The organism is Pseudomonas sp. ASL3 (assembly GCF_056680425.1).
Genome location: NZ_CM155281.1, coordinates 3238688 through 3257376 on the forward strand (window position 1 = coordinate 3238688; position 18689 = coordinate 3257376).

Consider the following 18689-nt stretch of genomic DNA (forward strand, 5'->3'; position numbering starts at 1 on the left):
AAATGCTCGGCCTATGCCGTGGGGACGGTGCCGCCATCGATCACATATTCAGTGCCGGTAATGGACGCGGCACGCGGCGAGACGAGGAATGCAATGAGGTCTGCGACTTCCGCCGGTTTCGCCGGGCGACCTAAAGGAATACCTCCCAACGAATTCATGATGATCTGACGGCCACCCTCATAATCGGTGCCATTCTTGCGTGCGACCTCCTCGGCCAGCCCCACGGCGGCATCCGTCTCTACCCATCCGGGCGCGACCCTGACAACGCGAACACCCTTGGGACTGACTTCCTTGGAAAGGCTTTTACTGTAGGTGTTGAGCGCGGCTTTGGCGGCGGCATACGCCGTCGTTGCCTCCGGCAGCGGAAGCTGATGCTGGATCGACGTAACATGCACGATGACCCCGGAGCCCTGGGCCAGCATCCCGGGAAGCAGTGCTCGGTCAAGACGAACCGCCGGCAATAGATTCTGATTCAGCGCCCGCTGCCATTGCAGGTCATCCAGCACTTCGAAACCACCCGCCGGAGCAGAGGAACCGCCAACCACATGGACAATGATGTCGAGCCCACCGAGCTGATTGCGGACCGCGTCAGCGACGGTAGCGCAACCTTCGGCGGTGGAAACATCGGCGGTGACGAAAGTGTCATCCGCAAGGTTTTCAGGACGTGAGCGCGCTGTCGTCAGCACGGTTGCACCCTCCTCTCGCAGACGATTGACAACCGCTTCGCCGATACCTTTGGTCCCGCCTGTGACCAACGCCCGCAGGCCGTTCAATTCCAGTTCACGGCTCATGAACCAATCCCCATCGAAGCGATCTTGCCATCGCGCAGAGTGAAGTCGTAGGTGACCTCAATCGGACTACCAGGGAAATTTCCGCTGAGCCGGGCACGCAGATGTGTGGAGTCACCTTGTTGCGTGACGCTCAGCGGCTCGACGCTGTACTGGTACTTGGCCTGCGCGGCTCGTTTCCAGGCACCGATAGCCTCCAGTCCCTTGTGCACCTTGCCCTCATCGCGCACCGTGGCATCGGAGGCGAAGCAACGCTCTATCACTGTAGAGTCCGATGTTTTTTCGCCCAGAAAATAGTCGGCAAGGGGTTCAGGCAGCACGATATCCATGGGGCTATCCTCGATAATTCGTGGGTGGTTGTGTACCTGAATGTGCGCTATAGGGTTAACACATGACAAGAACGCACGAAAAGGTAAGTCAAGTACCCATGAGTAAGTCTTATACCCCCGCTACTGCCGCGCGCGAGGTGGAGGCCGTGCTGAAACTGCTTGAAGGACGCTGGAAGCTATTGATCCTCTTCCACCTGTTCGGCGGTCAAGTGCAGCGCTTTTCCGGGTTGGAAAAGCTGATCCCCGAGATATCGCAAAAGATGCTCGCTCAGCAGTTACGTCAACTGGAAGCCGACGGCATCGTTCAGCGTACCGTTTACCCGCAAGTCCCGCCGAAAGTGGAATACCGGATGACCGAGTGGGGTCAGGCCCTGTGTCCGGTTCTTGATGGGTTATTGAAGTGGACCGAGCTGCGGCGAGAGGACATTTCGTCGTGATCCTCGATAGCCATTTCCAAGTACAGCCCTGATCGGTCGCTCCAGCGCTTCTGTCCTCGCACGATCAAGAATCCTCACGATCTTGACCGATGACGCTTGAATGATCGTCTCATCAGGCTATGATGGCGTCACAGTTGTACGACAACGTATGACTAAGGCTTCATGTTGAGTGACTTCATCAACCTGCCTTTGGACGACACCCGTAGTCCCCCCAAAAAACCAAACAATTACAATTAACTGGTTGCGGAGAAAATATGGACACCCGAATAATAATTATCCTTGGCATAACAATCGCTTACTTCATTGTTATGGGGCTTCACCGGATCAAGTGGGTGTTATGAGTTTTGGAGACGTTCCGGGTATAAATCCAAACCACCAAAATGAAAGTAAATGGCATTGCGAAAACGCTCCCGATTTCGAAACCCGCAAGAGCGTTGCTTGAGCCGTTGAATGCGTGCGTTCATGCTTTCTGCATGACCGTTATGCAGGTTCAACACGATGGCGTTGACGATGCCCCACAGTCGTCGCTTGATCGTTTTGGCGACTTTCCACATCGGTGGCAGCCCACTGTTCAAGGCCCATTCCAGCCAGTGGTTCCACTGTTGTTCGACCTCATCCCGATCCTTACCTCGCCACAACTGCATGGCCAGATCCTTGATCGCCCACGCTTTGGCTGTACGCAACGAACCCTCTCGCAACGACTCGAAGGTTGCCTGTTGTCGCTCAGTCATGTTCTCAGCCCGCTTGAGCCAGACGTATTTCGTGTTCTTGAGCACCGTGGAGCCGGCCTTTAGCAACTCGCGGTTCTCCATATGACGCACTCTGTCCAACGCCTCACTTAACAGCTTGGCCACATGGAACTTGTCGAACGCTATTTTGTGCATGGCATCCGGAATATGACGCTGGGTCGCGCTGATAAAGGCGGGCCACATATCCATCGAAACGCCCGTAATAGCTTGCTTCTGGTCGCTATTGAGCTTCGTATAAAACGCTTCCAGGCTCTGGGTGAGGTTGCCGTCTTCCACATGCAAGACCTGACCCGTTGCGGGGTCGGTCACCACCGTGACGTACTCGCGACGCTTTTGAAACGAAGTCTCGTCCACACATATCTGGGTCGGTGATAACAGTTTTCGACGCGCCAATCCGCGTCTGACGGCGCGAGCCATGATCCGGTCAATGCTGCCCCAGCTTGTCTGGAGTTGACGCGAGACCGCCTGAATACTGGCTTCCTGGATCCAGTTGATCACCAATGCTTCAAACATCAAGGTGAAACCTGAACCAGCGTCTGCCCACGGGACCTCGACAGTCACCACGCCATGCTCGGCGCAATGAACTCTGGGCACCTCAGCCTCTAGAATGGTCACGAACTGACACGTATCAAGATGCCGCCAACGACGTTTGCGTTTGTCATAACGCGAAGCGTGCAGGCCACATTGCGGACAGGTGAACGCAGCAGCATCAGATACTCCAACGCCGACAACGACTTGCCCCAACGCACGGTCAAGGTTAACTGCGACCACTTTCCACGGTGCCTGGAGCCCAAGAATTTGGGCATATAAATCAATATCTCTCATGGGGAGGAGAATAGATTACCCACTCAAAACGGTGAAGCCCCATTGTTATGTCCTACATCGGATACAGCGTTCGAAAACATGCCAAAAGCAGTGATGGTTTCACCGGTGTAGGTAGAAGCTTCCCTCCCTTTTTAATTGCCGCACTGCTGCTGTCTGAGTTCATCGGCAGTTCCGTCAGCATCGGCACCGCTCAAAAAGGGTTCGAATCAGGTATTTCCGCGGCGTGGAACCTTGTTGCATTGTCGATGGGTTTCCTTCTATTGGCCCTGGTACTGGTCAAGAAATACCGGGCTACCGGCCTCAACACCATCTCCGGCATCCTGGCACAGAACTATGGCGAAAGTGTTCGCTACGCGGCCTCGATCCTTTCCATTTGCGCGTTGAGTATTGTTTCCGTCGCCCTGTATGCCAGCGGTGGCGCAGTCCTGGCTGCGGTATTAAAGATCGACAGAACCCTGGCCATACTTCTCGTCGGCGTGGTCACGGTCTTTTATGTCAGCCTGGGAGGTATGCGTTCGGTCGTTTACACGAACTTCGTACACGCCACTGTTAAATACGTGGGCATCATCCTGGCCTTGGCGTATGCCCTGAGCGCAACCGGTGGAATCGGTGCTCTCCAGGCGCAATTGCCGACCAACATGTTCGATTGGACAGGTGTGGGTTGGGGCCAGATCTTCGCCTGGATGATTGGCGGTATCGGCTCAATCTTCGCGACCCAATACGTGATTCAGGCCATCGTCAGTACCAAAGACAATAAAACCGCCAAACGATCCTGCTTTTACGTTTCGTCCCTGATGATCCCGTTTGGCATCATGGCGGCACTCATCGGCATGTGCAGTGCGATGCTGTACCCCGGGATCAAGTCTATCGATGCCTTCCCGAACCTGATCGCGCATATGCCGACCTTCTCCGCCAGTCTGGTGGTGATCGGCTTGGCAGGCGCTCTGTTCGGCGGTATTTCCGCGAATACCCTGGCCTCGGCCACCCTGGCGATGAAGGATTTTTACGATCCCTTCTTCAACAAGGAAAAGAACGACCGTAAATCGGTGATTTTCATCAAGATCGCTATCGTGGTCATCGGCTTCCTGCCCTTGGTATTGGCGCTGTATGCCGACAAAATCCTGCTGATCGCATTCCTGGGCAAAGCATTGCGCGCAACGCTGGCCGTCATCGTCCTGATGTGTTTTTACGCACCGAAATTCGGCACCCCAAGAGGCGCACTGGCGGGCGTGATTCTGTCGGTCATCTCGACAATCTCATGGTTTTTGGCAGGCAACCCCTACGGCATCGACAGCTCCTACTTCGCCCTGCTCAGCCCTTTGCTCACCATGAGCGTCAGCCAGTTGTTCAAGGCAGTACAACCGCAGGCGGCATCGTCCGTCACGCAGTCAAACTGAAAGCGCCGGCTCTACGGTGGTCGTAGAGCCACGGTTCTTGATGGGTTATTGAAATGGACCGAGCTTCGAAGACCTCCAGACTCTGAGGGCATTTAGAGTAGCGTCACGGTGGACATCTCGGCATGATTCCCAACAGCCCTTTAGCTCGCAAACAGGAAAACCAACATGATCGATGGACCGGCCGTTCTGACTGTTTTCCTTGTGTACGTGCCGGGCGTCGTAATACCGGGGCCTAACTTCGTCGCGGTCGTGCACAAAGCAGTAGCCTCCACGCGATCAGAGGCCATGGCGCTGGTAGCCGGAATTGTATTGGTCAATCTTTTCTGGGCCACCTGTGCCATTTTGGGCATCGGTGTCGTGTTTGCAGCGTTTCCCTGGGCCGCGCTCGTCGTCAAGGTTCTGGGGGCCGCCTACCTGATCTGGTTTGGCCTGCGATTGCTGGCCAAGGCAGGAAACCGCCCGATTCTGCCCAATACCGAGAGTAGTGATGGAAGCTTTCGGCAACCCTTCATGCAAGGTGTGATTACCAACATCGGCAATCCAAAATCAATGGCGTTCTTCGCGGCCATTTTTTCTTCGGCGGCACCCGCCCACATGTCGCAAGGCACCTTTGTGTCGATGCTGGCGGTAGTGGGGTTAGTCGCAATGGGCTGGTACGGGATTGTCGCCATCGCTCTTTCGCAACCAAGGGTGGCCTCGGCTTACCGCCGCGGAAAGAAATTGATCGATCGACTGTGCGGCAGTGTGATTCTGTTATTGGGGATCCGGCAATTAATCCGGTGACGCGGATGGCCATTGGATGAAGAAAAACCATGGCAATACGCCGTTCGATTACGTGGGCACTGGCGACAATGGCCCGGGCGAAGGTGGTGATTCGATTTTCCTGGCCAACTCCGTTCAATATTCCGACTTCAACGGCCCAGGTGAGCAGTCATGGGGGGTTCGATATGACCCCCTACGGCGTACCTGGCCTGAGTTTCATGACTCGGTACATAAATGGTTCCGATATCGACGGCACTCACACCCCTGTCAACAGCGCCTACATGGGCATGTATGGCAAAGACGGAAAGCATCATGAAACCGATGTCGAAGCCAAATACGTTGTTCAGGAAGGTCCCGCCAAAAACTTGTCCTTGCGCGTACGCCAGGCGTTCCACACTGCCAACACCGCTCAGGGCGAGGGTGATCTGAGCGAATTACGTGTGATCGCCGAATACCCCTTCACCGTCCTGTGATTCGATGCATGACGACTGTTTGATTCAAGCAGTCGTCATGCGTAAAAGCAGGCCGAGTGTTTACTGGGGAATCGTAAGCCCCCGCTCAACCGCCGGTCGCTGCAAAAACAGATCCAGCGTGCGCAAGACATTCGGAAAGTCCGCGATACCGACGATATCTCCGGCCTCGTAAAAACCGATCAAGTTACGCACCCAAGGGAACGTGGCGATATCGGCGATGCTGTAGTCCTCGCCCATGATCCAGCGGCGGTCAGTGAGTTGCTTATCCAGTACAGCCAACAGACGCTTCGCTTCTGCGACGTAGCGATCACGCGGGCGTTTGTCTTCGTAGTCTTTGCCGGCGAACTTATTGAAAAAACCGAGCTGGCCAAACATCGGACCGATGCCCCCCATCTGGAACATCAGCCACTGGATCGTCTGGTACCGAGGGGCGGGATCCTGAGACATGAACTGCCCGCTTTTCTCCGCGAGATAAATCAGAATCGCACCGGATTCGAACAACGGCAGTGGCTTTCCCCCTGGGCCATTGGGGTCGATGATCGCCGGGATTTTGTTGTTGGGGCTCAGCGACAAGAACGCCGGGGACATCTGGTCATGGGTGTCGAAGCCGACGCGATGGGGCTCGTAAGGCAGGCCGGTCTCTTCGAGCATGATCGAGACCTTGACCCCATTGGGGGTCGGTAATGAATAAAGCTGGATTCGGTCGGGATGCTGCGCTGGCCACTTTTCGGTGATGGGGAAGGCATCAAGTTCAGTCATGGTGGTTTCCAGATTAATGACAGGCATTCGTGATAGGGCCGGTATCGCAATGGCGGCCTTTTTTCAGGTTGGATAAAGGTAGCCGTTCTTGAGTTTTCTGTGGGGGAAATTCATTCGCAAATGGCTGGATACGGGGGGCTGACGGAGATCTCCATCATTGCGACTGAAGTGGCTCTTCTACCCTAAAAGCAACGCCCCCAGGCTCGCGCCGATGACCAGTACTGTGCCGAATATCTGCAGCAACGTTGCTCCCTGATGCAGAATCATCGCCCCTGCAAGTACACCGATGGCAGGTTCCACGCTCATCAACACAGCGAACGATGCCGCCGGCATACGCCGCAATGCGATCAACTCGAGCCCGTAAGGTAAAAGCGGAACTAATAATGCCAGCCCTGCCGTCGCGGTTAGCTGAGCGAGCGAAACGTGCGCACTGCTGTCGAGTAAACCTAAAGGTGTCGTGACCACCGCCGCCACTATCAGAGACACCGACAATCCCTCGAACCCGTTGAAGGTATTGCCAATCTTCTTCATCAACACAATATAACTTCCCCAGCCGGCCGCCGCTCCGAATGCAAGCAAGAGCCCAAGCGGACTCCCGACCGCGCCTGTGTTATCACGTGCGAGCAGTAGCACCCCAACGACCGCCACTGTCGGCCAGACATAGGCCCACCCACGACGCGCGCCCATCGTGCTGACAATCAGCGGACCCAGGAAGTCGATCGCAACCGCGAGACCTAAAGGGATGCGTTGGATGGACGCAAAGAGACACACCGTCATCGTCGCCATTGAAACGCCAAGCCAGCCAGCAGCCAGCCACTCGGAACGGGAGTACGAACGAAGTTTGGGGCGAACGATGACCGCGAGAAGCACGGCCGCCCAGCAGAGACGCAGCCACGTCGTGCTTAAAGAGCCGAAACTGTCCATCGTCGACGCCGACATGGCCGCGCCAAATTGGATGCTGATCATCGAGAGCATGCACAGCACGGCGCCCGTAAGCATCCGGGTCTGGCTCCGCCAACTCAAGGCGCGACGCAAGGTTGTTGGGTTCGCAGCCGACGCTGTGAGTTGGGCGTTGTGTGACGAGTTTTTCTGCATGACGGGCCTCCGATTTAACCGAAGCTATCGTAGTTGCCCCTCCTTCCATCAAGTAAGCTAATATTTCTTATCGCCACATCAGAGAAATTGATAATGCGGGATCTCGACAGCAATCTACTTCGTGCGTTCGTTACCGTCGCTGAGACAGGCGCCGTCGGTCACGCAGCCACCCGCCTGGCGCGAACGCAGGCCGCGGTCAGTATGCAACTGCAAAGACTTGAAGAAGCTGTGGGCCGCCGCTTGCTTGATCGTTCGCCACGCGGTGTGCAACTGACCGAGGCCGGGTATCTGCTGTTGCCCTACGCCCACACCATCTTGAGCGCGGGCACCGATGCTCAGAGAGTATTGAGCGCAAGTCAGTTGTCTGGAACAGTCCGGCTCGGTCTGCTTGAAGATGTCGCCGTGGGACGTCTGCCGAAAGCATTGCGCCGTTTTTCTTCCGACTATCCGCACATCAGCCTTGAGATCGATGTCGACGCGAGCGGCGTGCTTTCTGACAAGCTGAATGCAGGCGGGCTGGACGTGGTCATCGGCGATCCTGCATTCGTCAAAGCGCCGCCCCTGGCAACCTGGACTCAGTCGCTTCACTGGACGGCGTCACGGGGCTTCACCCTGGACCATGGGGCGTTGTTGCCGCTGGTAGCCTTCGGCGGCACATGCCAGTGGCAGCGACAAGTCACAGAAATCCTGGAGGAAGCCAACATACCGTGGCGGATCATCTGTACCAGCACCAGTCTTTGCGCGGTTCAATCGGCCGTCGAGGCAGGCTTGGGCGTCGCAGTACTGCTGGGGGGCAACATCCGACATGACGCGATGCGCGTGCTTGGGGATAGCGATGGACTACCGAGTCCGCCCGTTGCGAAGTTTGGCCTGTTCATGGATCAGAAGCGACACGCGCACTCCCACGCGGTCCAGGCGCTTCAGACATTTTTGTCAGAGGAGATGCGCTTTGAGCAGCGTGAGGACCTAATTCTTTTGAAAAGCATGCCCATCAGCTAAAGCCCGGAGACTCGGTGTGCGTCATCGATGGTCGGCGGCGGGGAGATAGACGACCTTGTAATGGTAATGGGTGTGATACCCGGAGCGCAGTATGTCAGTGGCTCGTTGATTGATGTTCTCTGGCTTGGCATCTTCCGCCGAGACGCTCGTGAGTACCGTGCGCTTGGTGGCAGCTTCCCGGGTCGAGAGACCTTTAGCGGGCATGCAGGGTATGGATGCAAAACTGACCCTGCCATCTGTTCCCATGCACTTATAAACGTCAGCACTTGCGACTGAAAAAGGCCCCGCAAGAAGCACAGCGAAAACCAGCAATTTATCCATAAAAAAAAGATCCTTGGGGTTGCGGGTATAGCGGCCAATCCGCATGCACAAGCCTTCAACGCTCAAGACCGTACGCCGGCCGTTGATTTTAAAGCGATTGCAAGCTGCCGGACAATACCTGCGTCCAGGCCCTTCAGACAAGTGCTCGTCCGCCTGCGCAGATGCCGCTGAATCCTCAGTTCCGATCAAAAAACACCTCTCATCAAATGCCTGCAGATTGACGTTCAGCTATCCGTTTTCTGGCCGATAGCGTCTCTGCGCGCAGGTTGCTTGCCTGAGCGCATTCATTCTCGGCTGCACGCGCATTTGAAAGATCGACACTTCTGGAGAAATTTGATGAATAGCTGGTTCGCAGATATCAGCGTCAACATTAAGCTGGCGCTGGGCTTCGGCCTGGTTCTGGTCCTGACTGCGGTCTTGGCACTGGTCGGCTGGACCGGTCTGGGCAGCCTGATCGAGCGCAGCAACTGGATGAGCAATATCTCCGAGCTCAACAATCAGTTGACCACGCTACGGGTGTCGCGCTTGCAGTACATGTTGGCCAACGGTGATGACACCGTGGGTCAGACCGTGCAGGTTGCGCTCGATGGCTACAAAGCCCAACAGCAGAAACTGCGGACGACGCTGCAAAACCCCGAGAACCTGAAACTGCTCACCCAATTGAGTGACGCCAGCGCCGACTACGAGAAATCGTTGGCCAAGATGCGCAATGCCTACAAGGTGTCCAACACCGTGCGCGCGGACATGGGCACCAATGCGGTAAAAGGCGCTGAGCTGATCGGATCGATCACGGCCACGGTGCTGCAGATGGCACCGACCGACGAGGGCCGCTTCGAGCAATACCAGGCCATTATCAAGGCCAAGGAAGACTTGATGCTGGTGCGTTATGAAGTCCGCGGTTACACCGCCAACGTCACTGCCGAGACTGAGCAGAAGGCGATGAGTCAGCTTGAAAGCGCCATCAGCGACCTGAAACCGCTCGCCGTTGTGTTCGGCGCTACCCAGGCCGATAAGCTCAAGCAACTGGAAACCGCGTTGCTCAACTACCAGAGTTCGGTGCAGGCATTCAAGGTGGCGGCCAGCGACATCGCAGCCGCGCGCAAGTCGTTGGGCGAGTTGGGCGCGCTGATCGTCAACCTGAACGAAGAGCTATACACGCGTCAGATCACCCACCGTGACCAGGAAAGCGCTCAGGCACGTACGCTGCAAATAGGCAGCACGCTGCTGGCACTGATTTTCGGGGTGTTGGCTGCCGTGATTATCACCCGTCAAATCACCCGTCCGTTGCAACAGACACTGGCGGTGGTCGACCGCATCGCTTCCGGCGATCTTTCGCACACCATGACCGTCACCCGCCGCGACGAACTGGGCGTCTTGCAACAAGGCATTCAGCGCATGGGTACAACCTTGCGCGAGCTGATCAGCGGGATTCGCGATGGTGTGACGCAAATCGCCAGCGCCGCCGAGGAGCTTTCCGCGGTCACCCAACAAACCAGTGCTGGGGTCAACAGCCAAAAAGTCGAAACCGATCAGGTCGCCACCGCCATGCACGAAATGTCGGCCACGGTTCAGGAAGTGGCGCGCAATGCCGAGGAGGCTTCGCGAGCAGCATCGACCGCCGACAAGGAAGCCCGCGAAGGCGACAAAGTGGTGGGCGAAGCGATTGTGCAGATCGAGCGTCTGGCCGCAGAAGTGGTTCGTTCGAGCGATGCCATGAACGGGCTGCAACAGGAAAGCGACAAGATCGGCAAAGTCATGGACGTGATCAAAGCCGTGGCCGAACAAACCAACCTGCTGGCGCTCAACGCCGCCATCGAGGCCGCGCGTGCCGGTGAAGCCGGTCGTGGGTTTGCCGTGGTCGCTGACGAGGTCCGTGGTCTGGCGCAACGCACGCAGAAGTCCACCGAGGAAATCGAAGGGTTGGTCGCCAGCCTGCAAAGCGGTACGCAACAGGTGTCGAGCATCATGCTCAGCAGCCGCAACCTGACCGACAGCAGCGTGGCCCTGACGCGCAAGGCCGGCACCTCACTGGAAAGTATCACCCAGACGGTGTCGAACATTCAGGCGATGAACCAGCAGATCGCTGCCGCTGCCGAGCAGCAAAGCGCGGTGGCCGAAGAGATCAGCCGCAGCATCCTCAATGTTCGCGATGTCTCCGAGCAGACCGCTGCGGCCAGCGATGAAACCGCAGCCTCCAGCGTCGAGCTGGCGCGCCTGGGCAATCAGTTGCAAACGCTGGTCAGTCACTTCCGCATGTAACCCGCAGGCCAGAGCAGCGCGCGGGTGATCAACTGCAGCGCTGCTCTGACTAAAAGAACACTGAAACACCATTGCACAGAGCGGCCATAAACCGGCAGGATCACTCGACCGTTTGCCTGACAGGTAAACCCGAATGCTTGATCCGATCAGTCGTACCCGGAGCGTCGTCGGTAATGAACCACCCCAGCCCCCTGCAATCCCCCCGCGCCAGCACTAAATTGTCGTCCCTCGAACTGCGCGGCATGGCCGCCATCCTGCTTGCCATCGCACTGGCTACCCTCGATACCGCCATCGCCAATACCGCCCTGCCCGCCATCGCCGCCGACCTGAACGCCTCGCCGGCAGCGTCCGTGTGGGTGATCAACGCCTACCAACTCGCCGCCGTTGCAACACTGCTGCCGTTTGCCGCGCTCGGCGGAATTATCGGGCACCGCCGGGTCTTTCTCGGCGGGTTGATGCTGTTCATCGTCGCATCGGCGCTGTGCACCTTGTCCTGGTCATTGCCGACCCTGACCATCGCCCGGGTTTTCCAGGGCCTTGGCGCCAGTGCGATCATGAGCGTCAATGCCGCGCTGATCAGTTCGATTTTTTCGCCGCAACGCTTGGGCCGAGGCCTGGGCATGAACGCACTGGTGGTGGGCGTGTCATTCGCCGCGGGCCCTACGGTGGCCTCCATGGTGCTATCAGTCGCCAACTGGCCCTGGTTGTTTGCGATCAACTTGCCGATCGGTCTGTTCGCGTTGTTTTTCGCCTGGTCTTCCCTGCCAGCGACTCGGCTCAGCGCCCAGCCATTCGACCGGGTGACCGCGATGTTGAACGTCATCACCTTCGGTGCCTTGATCTTCGCCCTCAGCCAGGCGGCGCAACTCGGGTCGATGAGCAGCGTGCTGATCGCCCTGTGTCTCTTTATCGTCGGCGGCGCCCTGATGCTGCGTCGCGAGGCCGGCCATCCGGCACCGATGTTTCCCCTCGACCTGCTCAAGCGCCCGCTGTTCGCCCTGTCCGCGCTCACGGCGGTCTGCTCGTTCGCGACCCAAGGGTTGGCGTTCGTGTCGTTGCCGTTCTTCTTTGAAAACGTCCTTGGCCGCGATCCGGTGCAGACGGGTTTCCTGATGACGCCCTGGTCAGTGGTGGTCGCGCTGATCGCGCCGTTCGCCGGCAGGCTTTCTGACCGCTATCCGCCCGGCCTGCTCGGTGGCATCGGTCTGGCCGTACTGTGTGGGGGAATGATTTCGCTGACGATGCTGCCCACCCATCCCGACGCCTGGGACATCGGTGTGCGCATGATGATCTGCGGCCTGGGGTTCGGCTTCTTCCAGGCGCCAAACCAAAAAGCCCTGCTCACCAGCGCCCCGCCTGAACGCAGCAGCGGCGCCAGCGGCACCATTGCCACGGCAAGGTTGATCGGCCAGGCGACCGGGGCGGCGCTGGTCGCCCTGAGTTACGGGATATCCGGCGAGCACGGGCCGGTGCTCGCGTTGACCATCGGCGCCGGCTTTGCGGCGGTGGGGAGTGTCGCCAGCGGTCTACGCCTGATAACACCCAACACCGTCAGCCATAACATCGAGCGCTGAGGGTTAGACCGAGGCCATCACCGGAACCGCATCCTCAATCGGCGCCCTCAGCAGGGAGTAATACGCCAGCGCGGAAAGCACCGCTACGCCCGCGCTGATCAGGAAGGCCGAGGAAAACGATCCGCTGTACTGCACGCTGAACCCGGTGACGATCGGCGCGACGGAACCGGCCAGGTAGCCACCGAAGTTCTGGATCGAACCAAAGGAGGCGACCCGCCCCGGAGAGACGATGGTATTGACGATCATCCAGGCCGTTGCGCTCGACATATTGATCGAGAACAACGTCAGACAGAGCAGGATGACGCAGCCATAGATGTTGCTGACAAACGCCACCATCACCGTAAAAGCCGCTGCCAGTAGAAGGCCTGTGATCACCGTGGCCTTTCTGCTGCCCAGGATACTCATGCCTTTTTTCACCAGTGCGTCGCAGATCCTGCCGGCGACGATGGTGCCCACGGCCCCGAACAGGTAGGCCAGCGACACCACCCACGCGGTTTTATACAGGTCCAGACCGTGTTCGCGCTCGAAATAACCAGGCAGCCAGGTCAGGTGCAACCAGAGCATGTAAATCACTCCCATGAAGCCCAGAAACGCGCCCCAGGTGCTGCGACTTTTGAACAGCGCGGCCCACTCCGAGAACATCGAAATCCTTACCCGCGCCGGCGCTTGAACAGGCGCGGCTCTGACCGGTTCGCGGCGACCTGTCTGGGCCATGTACTGGGCTTTGCTTTTGTAGAATGCAAACCAGCACAGGGCCAGCGTGAGGCCGAGGGCACCGGTGACGATAAACATCCCCCGCCAGCCGAAATTGACCATGAACAAGGTCAGCAACGGCGGCGCCAGGCAAGGTCCGATACAGGTCGAAGACCAGACTAGCCCGGTCGGCGTGCCTCTTTCCTCGGCATCGAACCACTCGGCCAATGCCTTGGCCGCCGAAGGAAACATCGGCGCCTCACCCATGCCCAGCACAACCCTGAGGCCCATGAAGCCAGAGAAACTGCTCACCATGCCGCACAATGACTGGGCAATGGACCAGACGATCAGCGAACCGCCCAAGGCGAGCTTGCTGCCCAAGCGGTCGATCAGGATCCCCATCGGCAGTTGGGAAAACGCGTAGGCAATCGAGAAGGCCGACAGCAACACACCCATCTGCGACGGGCTGATCAACAGGTCCTTTTGAATCGAGGTGTTGGCAATCGACAGCGCGCTTCGGTCCAGATAGTTGACGACGCCTATCAGGAACAAAAAGATCACCGCAACGGTTTGGTATTTTTTTATTTTTATCATGGGATCTCTACTCGCTTAAAGACTGAAACTCTTGGGAAAACTGCCGACATCCAGTTTCTCGGCAGCCTTGCTCAATTGCGCGATCACGAACTCGGGCAAGGCGACGCCGTTGCGCACATTGTCCTCTCTGCGGGACAGGCCCGAGGCGCCGGGCAGCCGTACAGGACGATCTGCATCCACCGGTTTGCTGTGCAGTACCTTGTCCGCCAGAAAGGAGGTTTCTTGCTTGAAGCTGTCGATCCCGGCAAAAAACTCGGGGTTGATCGCCATCACGCAGACCGAGGCGCCCCACGCGGTGGGCGAATCCTTGCGGCCATGCCCGCCCAAGGCTGACGTCAGCGCTTCGACCATCAAGCCCAACGCAAAGCCTTTATGGCCGAACTCAAGGCCGCCCAACGGCAGAATGCTGCCCGGTGGCGTCGAGAAAAACGCTTCGGGATCGTCCGTGATTGTTCCTTCGTTGGACATCAGCGCAGGGTTCGGCAGCTTTTCCCCCAGGCTGCGGGACTTGGCCACGAAGCCGTTGGTGAGCGTGGACATGCTGACGTCGATCAGAATCGGCGCATCCTCAGTCGGTATGCCCACCGCTATCGGATTGGGGGTGAACATCGGGTCGATGCCGCCATGGGCCGAGACCGAGGACACCGAGGGATCGGAAGAGTAAATAAAAGGTACCAAGCCCTTGTCGGTGATGACTTTCAGGTAAGCGGCCAGGCAACCGATATGGTGCGAGCGACGGACCACGGCAATACCGATGCCCTGCTCGACGGCGGCTTTTGTGGCGAACGCCAGCGCCTTGGTCACGCAATACGGGCCGAGTACATAGTTGCCGTCGTACAGGGCCGACACTCCACTGCTCGACAGGGTCTTGAACAGGCGGGTGTCGACCTTGGCGTGACCGTCGAGGATGCTGGAAACGTAGCCATCCACCAGATTGACGCCATGGGTGGAATGGCCCAGCAGATCACCTTCGATCAGGGTTGTACTGACGATCTCTGCAAGCTCGTCATCGGCGCCCGCCGTCTTGAACAGGAGCTGGACGAAAGACAGCAGCTCGGCGTAATGGAATCTTCTTGCGGGGGATGTGCTGTTCATACCGGACCTTTTTCTTATGGGGTGATTGGCCTGCCGACGAAGAACATCGGCAAGCAGGCTTGCACCTATAAAACCTGTAAGTCATTGAAAAAAATCATATATTTTATGAAATTCTCAACCAAACGCTGACCCCCTGTAGGAGCTGACTTGTCTGCGAAGACCCTACAACACGGTCTACCAGACACACCGCGCCGCATGGCCTTCGCAGACAAGTCAGCTCCTACACCAGACCGCGTTTGCTGCGCGACAGCGCGGCGTCGAAGACGGGGCGGGATCTCCTATAAATAAAGACTGGCGAATCAGCCCAGCGATTCACCCGTGTTCACCCCATCCACCAAGCGGGTGAGGCCCAGCGGGTTGGCATTTTTCAGCGCATCAGGCAGCAGCGCATCGGGGTAGTTCTGGTAGCACAGCGGACGCAAGAAACGCTCGATGGCCAGACTGCCGACCGAAGTACCGCGTGGATCCGAGGTCGCCGGGTAAGGCCCGCCATGGACCATCGCCTCGCACACCTCGACACCGGTCGGGTAGCCATTGAGCAGCAGGCGGCCGACCTTCTGCTCCAGCAGGCCAAGCAGATCGGCGTGCAGATCCAGATCAGCCGGTTCGGCGATCAAGGTCGCCGTCAGCTGACCGTGCAAACCGTGCAGCGCCTGCACCAGCTCAGCCTTGTCGGCGACCTCTACCACCAGGGTGGTCGGGCCGAAGACTTCTTCTTGCAGCAGTGCGTCACCGTCGAGCAGCAAGCGCACATCTGCCTTGAACAACTGCGGCCGAGCCTGATGCCCCGCCTGCGTGGCCCCCGCCAAATGGGTGATGCCCGGATGCGCCTGCAAGTTATTGAGCCCATGGCAGTAGCTCTTCAGGCCACCGGCATTGAGCATGGTCTGCGCCGGCTGATCGTCCATCAGCGCGGCGAAGTGCTGGAGAAACCCCGAAAACGCAGGCGAGCGAATGCCGATCACCAGACCGGGATTGGTACAGAACTGCCCGGCGCCAAGCACCACCGACGCGGTCAGTTCGGCCGCTATCGTCTCGCCACGTGCCTTCAGGGCTTCGGGCAGCAGCAGGACCGGGTTGATGCTGCTCATTTCGGCAAACACCGGAATCGGCTGCGGACGTGCGGCGGCCATGTCGCACAGGGCGCGACCGCCCTTGAGCGAACCAGTGAAGCCGACGGCTTGTATCGCCGGATGCTTGACCAGCGCTTCACCGACGCCGGCACCGAAGATCATGTTGAACACACCCGCTGGCATACCGGTTTTCTCGGCGGCACGGATGATCGCATCGGCGACGCATTCGGCGGTGGCCATATGGCCGCTGTGGGCCTTGAACACCACCGGACAGCCCGCCGCCAGCGCCGCAGCGGTATCGCCTCCTGCGGTGGAGAACGCCAACGGGAAATTGCTCGCACCAAACACCGCCACCGGGCCGACGCCCACTTTGCACTGGCGCAGATCCACTCGCGGCAACGGCTTGCGATCCGGCAACGCGCGATCAATCCGCGCACCGTAGAAATCACCGCGACGCAGCACTTTAGCGAACAGACGCATCTGCCCACTGGTACGGCCGCGCTCACCCTGAATGCGACCGGCAGGCAACGCGGTCTCGCGGGTGACCAAGGCTACAAAATCGTCATCCAGCGCATCCAGTTCGTCAGCAATCGCCTCGAGAAACTCAGCACGCCGGGCAGCAGACAACACCCGGTAAGCGGTATACGCCTGAGCGGCGGCACGGGCAGCGGCGTCCACCTCCTCCACCGTGGCCTGGATGAAACGATGGGGCAGCGCCTCACCGGTGGTGGCATCCAGGGTGTGCAGCGCAACCGTGCCCGCGGCACTGCGACGGCCGCCGATATAGTTGTGACCCAGTAACGTGGACATGCGGTACTCCTTGAGTGTTCAGTTGTGGGACGCGCAGCGGACTTACCGTGGCGTCCGAAAAATGGGGCTGGCGATGCGCCGTTTCAGGTCACTGCGCCAATCTGCCAAGGCACGAACTCGTTCTGCCCATAGCCGTGCTGCTCGCTCTTGCTGCGTTCGCCGGACGCGATACGCAGCATCATGCGAAAGATGTATTCGCCACGCTCTTCGATAGTGGTCGTGCCCTCGGCGATGCCGCCACAGTTCACATCCATGTCCTCCTCCTGATGCTCGAACAGCCAGTTGTTGGTCGCCAACTTGATCGACGGCGCCGGAGCACAACCGTAGGCCGAACCCCGGCCCGTGGTGAAGGCAATCAGGTTGGCCCCCCCAGCGACCTGGCCAGTGGCAGACACCGGGTCGTAACCGGGCGTATCCATGAACACCAGCCCCTGGGCGCGCACCGTTTCGGCGTATTCATACACATCCACCAGATTGCTGGAGCCGGCCTTGGCCACCGCGCCAAGGGATTTTTCGAGGATGGTGGTCAGGCCGCCCGCCTTGTTGCCCGCCGAAGGATTGTTATTCAGCGCGGCGTTCATCCGCTCGCAATACGCCTCCCACCAATGAATCCGGGCAATCAGCTTCTCACCCACCACCTGGCTCACCGCTCGGCGGGTCAGCAAGTGTTCGGCGCCGTAGATTTCCGGTGTTTCAGACAGGATTGCCGTGCCCCCGGCAGCCACCAAACGATCCACGGCATTACCCAGTGCCGGGTTGGCGGTGATGCCTGAGTAGCCATCGGAGCCACCGCACTGCAAGCCGATGATCAGATGACGGGCACTGACCGGCACCCGCTCGATGGTGTTGGCCTCGGCCAGCAGCGACTTGACCTGAGCGATGCCGCTGGCGATGGTTTTCGACGTACCGCCGCTGTCCTGAATGGTGAAGGTGCGCAGTGTGTCGCTGCGCTGCAGTCCCTGGGCTTCCAGCAACCCATCGATCTGATTGGTCTCGCAACCAAGACCGATCATCAACACCGCCGCGAAGTTGGGATGGATCGCATAGCCACCGAGGGTGCGGCGCAATAAAGCCAAGCCCTCGCCGCTCGGGTCCACCGCGCAACCCTGGCCGTGGGTCAGCGCCACCACGCCATCCACGTTCGGATACGCCAGCAACGCCTCGGGATGAATGTCGCGGCGAAAGTAATCGGCGATGGCTCGGGCCACGGTCGCCGAGCAGTTAACCGACGTGAGGATGCCAATGTAATTGCGCGTGGCGACCCGCCCATCCGCACGGACGATACCCGCGAAAGTCGCCTCGGTCTTGGGCGTAGGGTGCACGTCCACACCGAAGGCGTAATCGCGCAGGAACTCGCCCATCTCCAGGTTATGCACGTGCACATGTTCGCCGGCCTCGATCGGGCGCGACGCAAAACCGATAATCTGCCCGTAACGGCGCACTGGCTGACCCTGCTCGATATACCGAGTCGCGACCTTGTGCCCTGCGGGAATCGGCTGACCAACCGTGAGCTGCTCATGCTCCAGACGCAGCCCTGCGGGTAACGCCTGGCGGGCAATCAGCACATCGTCCTGAAGGTTCAGACGGATAACGGCGGCGCGACTGTCGACGCCCTGCGTTTTGCTGATGAGTTCCATACCTACCTCTCGAGGGCGCT

At 58.7% G+C, this 18689-nt stretch carries 16 protein-coding genes and 2 pseudogenes; 8 read left to right on the top strand and 10 right to left on the bottom strand.

What is annotated here, in order from left to right; all coding sequences use genetic code 11:
- Positions 1 to 11: 11 nt before the first annotated feature.
- The gene (locus tag AC1MEE_RS14985) at positions 12 to 791 is read right to left on the bottom strand and encodes an SDR family oxidoreductase (protein WP_480416064.1); all 780 of its coding nucleotides are present in this window, start codon (positions 789 to 791) and stop codon (positions 12 to 14) included.
- Positions 788 to 1117, bottom strand: a complete 330-nt coding sequence (locus AC1MEE_RS14990) for a nuclear transport factor 2 family protein (RefSeq protein WP_480416065.1) — start codon at positions 1115 to 1117, stop codon at positions 788 to 790. Before AC1MEE_RS14990 ends, AC1MEE_RS14985 begins: the two co-directional genes overlap by 4 nt.
- Positions 1118 to 1215: 98 nt before the next feature.
- Between AC1MEE_RS14990 and AC1MEE_RS14995 the strand changes: the two genes are divergently transcribed.
- Positions 1216 to 1554, top strand: coding sequence for a winged helix-turn-helix transcriptional regulator (locus AC1MEE_RS14995; protein ID WP_480416066.1), 339 nt, complete (start codon positions 1216 to 1218; stop codon positions 1552 to 1554).
- Between the two features lie 335 nt (positions 1555 to 1889).
- On the opposite strand, the gene AC1MEE_RS15000 is transcribed toward AC1MEE_RS14995, so the two are convergent.
- Positions 1890 to 3128, bottom strand: coding sequence for an ISL3 family transposase (locus AC1MEE_RS15000; protein WP_480416067.1), 1239 nt, complete (start codon positions 3126 to 3128; stop codon positions 1890 to 1892).
- Positions 3129 to 3175: 47 nt separating this feature from the next.
- Here AC1MEE_RS15000 and AC1MEE_RS15005 point away from each other — a divergent pair, with 47 nt between their 5' ends.
- From AC1MEE_RS15005 to AC1MEE_RS15015, 3 genes and pseudogenes are all read left to right on the top strand, one after another.
- Positions 3176 to 4525: a sodium:solute symporter family protein gene (locus AC1MEE_RS15005; RefSeq protein ID WP_480416068.1), complete on the top strand. Its 1350-nt coding sequence runs from the start codon at positions 3176 to 3178 to the stop codon at positions 4523 to 4525.
- Positions 4526 to 4690: 165 nt separating this feature from the next.
- Complete coding sequence (locus AC1MEE_RS15010) at positions 4691 to 5308, top strand: LysE family translocator (RefSeq protein ID WP_480416069.1); 618 nt, start codon at positions 4691 to 4693, stop codon at positions 5306 to 5308.
- A gap of 19 nt (positions 5309 to 5327) precedes the next feature.
- Positions 5328 to 5760, top strand: a pseudogene (locus AC1MEE_RS15015) (OprD family outer membrane porin); the annotation flags it as partial.
- A gap of 60 nt (positions 5761 to 5820) precedes the next feature.
- Here AC1MEE_RS15015 and AC1MEE_RS15020 read toward each other — a convergent pair.
- Positions 5821 to 6519 (bottom strand): glutathione S-transferase N-terminal domain-containing protein, encoded by a 699-nt coding sequence (locus tag AC1MEE_RS15020; protein ID WP_480416070.1) that lies wholly within the window; start codon positions 6517 to 6519, stop codon positions 5821 to 5823.
- A 177-nt stretch (positions 6520 to 6696) separates the two neighbouring features.
- Positions 6697 to 7614 carry an EamA family transporter gene (locus AC1MEE_RS15025; RefSeq protein WP_480416071.1) on the bottom strand — a complete coding sequence of 306 codons (918 nt, stop codon included), beginning with the start codon at positions 7612 to 7614 and terminating at the stop codon, positions 6697 to 6699.
- A gap of 93 nt (positions 7615 to 7707) precedes the next feature.
- Between AC1MEE_RS15025 and AC1MEE_RS15030 the strand changes: the two genes are divergently transcribed.
- Positions 7708 to 8613 (top strand): LysR substrate-binding domain-containing protein, encoded by a 906-nt coding sequence (locus AC1MEE_RS15030; RefSeq protein ID WP_480416072.1) that lies wholly within the window; start codon positions 7708 to 7710, stop codon positions 8611 to 8613.
- A 21-nt stretch (positions 8614 to 8634) separates the two neighbouring features.
- Here the strand turns inward: AC1MEE_RS15030 and AC1MEE_RS15035 are convergent, their stop codons facing one another.
- Positions 8635 to 8934, bottom strand: a complete 300-nt coding sequence (locus tag AC1MEE_RS15035; RefSeq protein ID WP_480416073.1) for a DUF4124 domain-containing protein — start codon at positions 8932 to 8934, stop codon at positions 8635 to 8637.
- Between the two features lie 471 nt (positions 8935 to 9405).
- On the opposite strand from AC1MEE_RS15035, the pseudogene AC1MEE_RS15040 reads away from it, so the two are divergent.
- From AC1MEE_RS15040 to AC1MEE_RS15050, 3 genes and pseudogenes are all read left to right on the top strand, one after another.
- Positions 9406 to 10290, top strand: a pseudogene (locus AC1MEE_RS15040) (methyl-accepting chemotaxis protein); the annotation flags it as partial.
- Positions 10291 to 10488: 198 nt separating this feature from the next.
- The gene (locus tag AC1MEE_RS15045; protein WP_480416234.1) at positions 10489 to 11193 is read left to right on the top strand and encodes a methyl-accepting chemotaxis protein; all 705 of its coding nucleotides are present in this window, start codon (positions 10489 to 10491) and stop codon (positions 11191 to 11193) included.
- A 242-nt stretch (positions 11194 to 11435) separates the two neighbouring features.
- Entirely contained in the window at positions 11436 to 12767 is a 1332-nt protein-coding gene (locus tag AC1MEE_RS15050) for an MFS transporter (RefSeq protein WP_480416235.1), read from the top strand.
- A 3-nt stretch (positions 12768 to 12770) separates the two neighbouring features.
- Here the strand turns inward: AC1MEE_RS15050 and AC1MEE_RS15055 are convergent, their stop codons facing one another.
- From AC1MEE_RS15055 to AC1MEE_RS15070, 4 genes are all read right to left on the bottom strand, one after another.
- Complete coding sequence (locus AC1MEE_RS15055) at positions 12771 to 14054, bottom strand: MFS transporter (RefSeq protein ID WP_480416074.1); 1284 nt, start codon at positions 14052 to 14054, stop codon at positions 12771 to 12773.
- A gap of 15 nt (positions 14055 to 14069) precedes the next feature.
- Positions 14070 to 15149 (bottom strand): Ldh family oxidoreductase, encoded by a 1080-nt coding sequence (locus AC1MEE_RS15060; RefSeq protein ID WP_480416075.1) that lies wholly within the window; start codon positions 15147 to 15149, stop codon positions 14070 to 14072.
- A gap of 299 nt (positions 15150 to 15448) precedes the next feature.
- Positions 15449 to 17032: an aldehyde dehydrogenase (NADP(+)) gene (locus AC1MEE_RS15065; RefSeq protein ID WP_480416076.1), complete on the bottom strand. Its 1584-nt coding sequence runs from the start codon at positions 17030 to 17032 to the stop codon at positions 15449 to 15451.
- An 83-nt stretch (positions 17033 to 17115) separates the two neighbouring features.
- Positions 17116 to 18669: a UxaA family hydrolase gene (locus tag AC1MEE_RS15070; RefSeq protein ID WP_480416077.1), complete on the bottom strand. Its 1554-nt coding sequence runs from the start codon at positions 18667 to 18669 to the stop codon at positions 17116 to 17118.
- Between the last annotated feature and the right edge of the window lie 20 nt (positions 18670 to 18689).